8 protein-coding genes are annotated in these 5307 nt (G+C 29.1%); all 8 read right to left on the bottom strand.

The features are described from left to right. Nucleotides 1–779 (bottom strand): phage minor head protein (locus tag AJ885_RS07135; protein WP_070280990.1); only part of this gene is annotated, 779 nt, incomplete at its 3' end. A gap of 116 nt (nt 780–895) precedes the next feature. Beyond that, a complete protein-coding gene (locus AJ885_RS07130; protein WP_002909830.1) occupies nt 896–2278 on the bottom strand; it encodes a DUF935 family protein in 1383 nt (460 codons plus the stop codon). Beyond that, nucleotides 2275–3801 carry a phage terminase large subunit gene (gene terL / locus AJ885_RS07125; RefSeq protein ID WP_002865465.1) on the bottom strand — a complete coding sequence of 509 codons (1527 nt, stop codon included), beginning with the start codon at nt 3799–3801 and terminating at the stop codon, nt 2275–2277. Before terL ends, AJ885_RS07130 begins: the two co-directional genes overlap by 4 nt. Before the next feature lie 89 nt (nt 3802–3890). Beyond that, nucleotides 3891–4205 carry a phage holin family protein gene (locus AJ885_RS07120; protein ID WP_002790261.1) on the bottom strand — a complete coding sequence of 105 codons (315 nt, stop codon included), beginning with the start codon at nt 4203–4205 and terminating at the stop codon, nt 3891–3893. A gap of 2 nt (nt 4206–4207) precedes the next feature. Then, nucleotides 4208–4330 carry a hypothetical protein gene (locus AJ885_RS10685; RefSeq protein ID WP_002790262.1) on the bottom strand — a complete coding sequence of 41 codons (123 nt, stop codon included), beginning with the start codon at nt 4328–4330 and terminating at the stop codon, nt 4208–4210. Further along, nucleotides 4317–4565, bottom strand: a complete 249-nt coding sequence (locus tag AJ885_RS07115) for a hypothetical protein (RefSeq protein WP_070280988.1) — start codon at nt 4563–4565, stop codon at nt 4317–4319. Before AJ885_RS07115 ends, AJ885_RS10685 begins: the two co-directional genes overlap by 14 nt. Continuing rightward, on the bottom strand, nt 4562–4903 hold the full coding sequence (locus AJ885_RS07110) for a hypothetical protein (RefSeq protein WP_002827119.1): 342 nt from the start codon (nt 4901–4903) through the stop codon (nt 4562–4564). The genes AJ885_RS07115 and AJ885_RS07110 overlap by 4 nt, the downstream gene beginning before the upstream one ends. A 10-nt stretch (nt 4904–4913) precedes the next feature. Further along, nucleotides 4914–5303, bottom strand: a complete 390-nt coding sequence (locus AJ885_RS07105; RefSeq protein ID WP_070276122.1) for a YcbK family protein — start codon at nt 5301–5303, stop codon at nt 4914–4916. Nucleotides 5304–5307: the final 4 nt, after the last annotated feature.

The following is a 5307-nucleotide window of genomic DNA, read 5'->3' as shown; positions in this document are numbered from 1 at the left end:
AAATCTCCTTTTTTTACATTAAAAGCTTCATAAACCTTATCTATTAATTCTTTATCACTTAAATTTTCATAATTTTGTATTTTTGGTAAATTTTCTAAGCTCTCATCTAAGCTTATTCTAGTTTCTTTTGGGATTTGTGAATTTTCTCTTTTATCATAAGCAAAATTTTTAGAAGCAATGCTTTTTGGATTTTCTAAAATTTTATATTTAGCCCTTGCTTCTTTTTCGCTTACTGCTATGACTTTACATTTGCAATTATAATCATTAGGCGGAAAGGATGTTTTCCAAAATGGATCATCTCTGTGTATAGCACAATTGTGCATTTTTTTATGCTCACTTCTTGAATCTTCTAAAAGTGCACATTTATATACCCAGTAAGTTTTGTAAGAATAAGTGCTAAGCTGTTTTGCTCTTGCTTTTGCGTAAGCACTTTGCATATTGGTATGATAAATTGTTTTTAAGCGATTTGCATTGATGTTTATAGTGCGTTTTTCTCCTGTTTTTGGGTTTGTTATTTCTTTTTTACCATACCAACCTTTACTTGTTAAAAGCTCTTTTAAATTGTTTTTAAACTCATTAAAATTTCTTCCTTCTTTCATAGCTTTTTTTAATTCTTCGTGCAAATCATTTAATACATCTGTTTTCATAATGCCTGCTGCACTAAAAGCACGATCGTGTGCTTGTTTTTTAATTTCGTGATATTTAAAGCTTATTTTTAAGCCTTTATTTTCTAAATAGCTATAAGCTTCATCTACGCTTTTGTTAAAAATATTACTCATTCTTTACCTTTTTTAACCTTCTTTAACGGCGGAAGTGAATTCCGCCTAAGAAGCAACTAAAGGCTACCCGACCCTTTTGCTAACGCAAAAGCCCCGTTTTGCCTTGACCCACCTATTCACTCATTGCCAGCATCCAAAAGAGCTTGCATGGAAGCAAGAGCGATTTTTTTATCCAGACTTTCTTTTAATTTTTCAAAACTGATATTTGGGTATTCTTTAAAAATTCTTTCTTCTAATTCTTCATAGCTTTGACATTCTTCCCAAAAGGCTTTGATTTTTTCATAAATTTCATCACTTATCTCATCTTCTGCACTTGAGTTTAATTCTATTTTATCCTTGCTAAGACGATTATTTTTTTCTAACATTAAAGAGTTAAATGCGTAATTTTCAGTGCTTACTTCTTTTTTCTTTAAACCTTCAATTCTAAAAGTTTTTGCTAAAAACTCAGCAGGTATCTCATAACCCATACTAGAAATAGTGCTATAAACTCCTGCTAAGTATTGCTCATCGACTTCTTTGTTTGTATCAAAAACAAACTCAAACTCAGCTGGCTTTGCAAAATTAAGTTTTAAAATCTGCTCTAATAATTTTTGTATGCTTTTGCTTAAAAAAAGTGTATCCATTTCACCCACATTAAGACGCACTTCTTCGTGTACATTACCTAAGGCTTGAGTACCATTTTGCACTGCATTTCCTGCTAAAACTTGTCCGCTGATTAATTTTGAAATAGCTTCATCACAATACCTTAAAAAATCTGTAAAAGTAGAAGTAGAAAGCCCTGAGTTTAAAAGCTCGACCATGTCATCTTTGTTAAAAATTCCCACACTTGCACTTCTTAAATTACTAAGTTGCATTAAAAGTTCTTCTATTTCTTTATCACTGTTTGCATTGGTTGTTTTTGCAATGATAGGTGGCACACTTAAATTATCAAGATAAGAAATGTTTTTACTCATAGCAAGTTGCTTTAAAACCGCAATGCTTACAACATTATAAAAAAGGGATTGTTCTATGAATGAACCTGAATCGCTTGGATGTAAGTGCAAAAATATATCATCACACTCATCCACAAAAAGTTTTTTACTTTCGCTATAAATAAATAGCCTTTCTTTATCATCCATCGAAAAAAATCTCGGACTTATGTATTTTAGTTTTGGAAAAACATTTAAATCTTTTACCTTCCATTCAAGTAAAAAAGCAGCAAAACCATAAACTACTGCAGCACTCATTTCAAAGACGAATTTCCTAAAATCACTTTTTGATATATAATTTTGTAAAAATATTCTTTGAGTCTCGTCTTTACAAGTAATAAACATAGGAAAAGAACACATTTTAAAACGCCTTTTCATTACTTCGCTTGCTATTTGTGGATCAAAGCGTTTAAAATAATCATAAATACTTATAAGTTCGCTAAAATTCTCACTATTTAAAGCAGCGATTATGCTATCAAAATCAACACTGCTTGCTACGCTTTTTCTTGCTGTTTTGTTTAATATTCTCATAAAAATCCTTTTTTAATCTTTCTTTTGCTAAGTATTCTATTGATTGCTTTATAATCTGCATTTGCTGCACTACAAGCGATTCTAAAAGCCATCTCACTTGCATCAAGCAAGTCATCATGTGCTGCTTTTGGATAGGTTAGCATTTCTTCGATAAGTAAATTTGAGTTATTGTCTATTAAAATCGTGCCGTCGTTAATGTAAGGTGCTAAGCTATCGATGCGAAGTTCTTTTGCGACTTTATTTTTAAGCTCACAAATACTTAGAATAATTCCCAGTTTTAAAGCCTCTTCTTTGAGCTTATCTTTGAAAAACTCTTGAAAGGCTATTGTTTCAATGGCTATTTTTACTATTTTTCCTAAGCTTAAGTATTTGATATAAAGCTTTAATATCACATCTATCATCTTGCTAGGAGATATTTTATAGCCACTTGCTTTTAAATGAAATTTATTTTTATCTACTTTTTTAAGCTCAGCAATGGCAAAATAATCGCCTTTTGCCTTACCAAGTGCAGGGTCAATCCCTAAAACCACAAGGTCAAAATCTTGTTCTTTTTCTATGATTTTATACTCGCTAAAAATAGCATTTTCAGTACTTAATGCTTTGTTTTGATATTCGCTAAAAAAACTTTGAGTATCAGCAAAATATTCTTTTAAAATTTCTATTTTGTTTAAATTTTCATCATCTAATTTAAAACCCTTTAAATCGCTTTTTAAAATATTGTTTTTATCGATTAAATCAAGTTTGTCAGGAAAGCTTAGCACAAGCGGAAAATCATAAATTAAAAAGCGTTTATCATCATTTAAACGATTTAAAAGACTATCTTGATGTAAAATAGTTCCAACGACTAAGTATAAATAATTTTCTTGTGTTCTTGCGACTAGCTTTAAAATGGCTTTATTAAACCATTTATAAAGTTTATCCCTTTGCGTTTTACTTTCTACATTTTCATCATTTTCTATATCATCACAGATAATTAAATCAGGTCTTTTGCCAAGATAATTCGTTCCTCTTATCTTTTTACCACTACCAAAAGCTTTAATTTTTTTATGTATTTTAAAACTTGTAAAAACTATGGCTTCACTAGTCCATTCATCGCCTAGTTTTATTTCAAAATCATTAATTAATTTAGCATTTTCTTCAAGCTCTGTTTTTAAACTTGCTATACTTTCACTTGCAATGTCTAAAGTAGAAGATATAATTAAAGCATATTGCTTTTTATTACTTAAAAGCGAGTAAAGAGTAAAAAGTCTTACTAAAAGCGTTGTTTTAGCACTTCCACGATAAGCTTTAAAACAAAGATGATTATTTTTCTTTTCTAATTCATCAATATTATCATAGATAAAATTTCTAAAATTAGAGCTTTCTTTTTTGATAAAATTGATATGATGAGGAAAATATTCAAAAACAAAAGCCTTAAAGCCTTGTTTTAAAATCCTATCTCTTCTTAAATTTTTATCTTCTTTATGATTAAATTTTAAAGCCTTTAGCCTTGATTTAATTTCATTTATTTCTAACTTATCCATTTTTGCTTTCTTTTTATTTTCAAATATAGTTTTAAAAAGCTTTAAATTGCGTTTAAAACCTTTTAAAATACAAGGGTCAATATAAAGCCTTACAATTTATCTAATTTTTTATTTATAAGCTTTTCTACAAGTTGCTCAATTTTAAGCAATGCATCTGTCCCCATATAAGCTGCAAAACCGCCCACTGCAACGCTAAGTTTTATGCCAAAATTAAGATAATTTACAATTTCAAAAACTAGATATGCTACAAACATAGAACCTAGCATACCTTTTAAAAAGAGTGTAAATTTACCTTTTAAATTAAGAGCTTTGCTTAATTTATTTTTTGTTACAATTCCTACAAGTCCAGCTATAAAGCTTACTATCATTAAAACCATATATACAAATATATCTTCTAATTTCATTGCTAGTTCCTTGTAAAAATTTCAAATAAATATAATAAAGCTAATGCAAAAGTTGAAAACAAAAGAGCTATAAGAAGATCTTTTGCAATGCTTTTTTGATTTATCATTTTATTATTTTCTTTCATCTTTCTCTCCTGTGCAAAGCTTGGCTATATTTTCAACTTCTAAGTAATACTTAGAGATTTCTTTAGCACTTTCTAAGTCTTGTTTGTCTAAAGGCTTTAAAGGAAGTTTTAAAGGGCATTTAATAGGAACTTTAACTTCTTTGATTTCAGTTTTAATCAAAATATCTTTAGAAGCACAAGCGCTTAAAAAAACAAAAGGTATAATTAATAGGAAAATTCTCATTTTATCATTCACTTTTTTGCTCCTAAAATATTAAATAATTCTTTATAAGCTTTAAGTTCACTCTCACAGCTTTTATCTTTAATAAAAACCTTATCCACTTTTAAAACTTCTTTTAAAGTCTCTTTGGGCTTTAAATCAAGTTTTAATTTATCAATAGCTTTATTTTGCTGGGCTAATTTATCTTTAAAAACATTGATTTCATTGTTAAAATGCAAAGCTTTAAGTTTTAGATTTTCATTTTCTAAAGCTAAAGCATTGTTTTTTAAATATAAAAAACCACAAAGAGCAATTAGAACAAAAAAAGCTATTTTTGAAGGACTTAAAAACCTTGATAAAATAAAACTAAACACAATCTTTTCCTTATGGATAAGTCCATCTTGCTTTTTTGCCTCTAGTGTCTAAATGTACAAACCCAGCATAAGGATCATTAAAATTATGTTTTATAGCAATCCCTAAACCTCTTTCGCCATAGGTGTTTAAAACATATTGATGAACTTCTTCTGTTTTAACTCCTTTAACCACAAAGTCCGCTGCACTTCCTATAGTGTGTTGGCTTTTAGGGGCTCCACCAATCTCTGCATTATGCTCTTTGCAGCGATATCCACTATTTATAATAACAGGAGCATTGTAATGTTCTCTGATTTCACAAAGAATGTCTATAAGCTCATCACTTGGTACATTTTGAGGCAATTCACATTTGCCGCATTTACATTTAAATTCGCTTTCTTTAAAATAAGGGTTATTTTTCATTTTC

It is taken from the genome of Campylobacter sp. BCW_6464, from assembly GCF_001762775.1.
GTDB lineage: Bacteria > Campylobacterota > Campylobacteria > Campylobacterales > Campylobacteraceae > Campylobacter_D > Campylobacter_D jejuni.
The sequence above is the reverse complement of the archived record's forward strand: the minus strand, read 5'-3'. Positions and strand labels throughout refer to the sequence as shown.

Coding starts and splice junctions, on each gene's coding strand:
- AJ885_RS07120 (WP_002790261.1), bottom strand. CDS start 4,205: ATGAAATTAGAAGATATATTTGTATATATGGTTTTAATGATAGTAAGC.
- terL (WP_002865465.1), bottom strand. CDS start 3,801: ATGGATAAGTTAGAAATAAATGAAATTAAATCAAGGCTAAAGGCTTTA.
- AJ885_RS10685 (WP_002790262.1), bottom strand. CDS start 4,330: ATGAAAGAAAATAATAAAATGATAAATCAAAAAAGCATTGCAAAAGAT.
- AJ885_RS07130 (WP_002909830.1), bottom strand. CDS start 2,278: ATGAGAATATTAAACAAAACAGCAAGAAAAAGCGTAGCAAGCAGTGTT.
- AJ885_RS07105 (WP_070276122.1), bottom strand. CDS start 5,303: ATGAAAAATAACCCTTATTTTAAAGAAAGCGAATTTAAATGTAAATGC.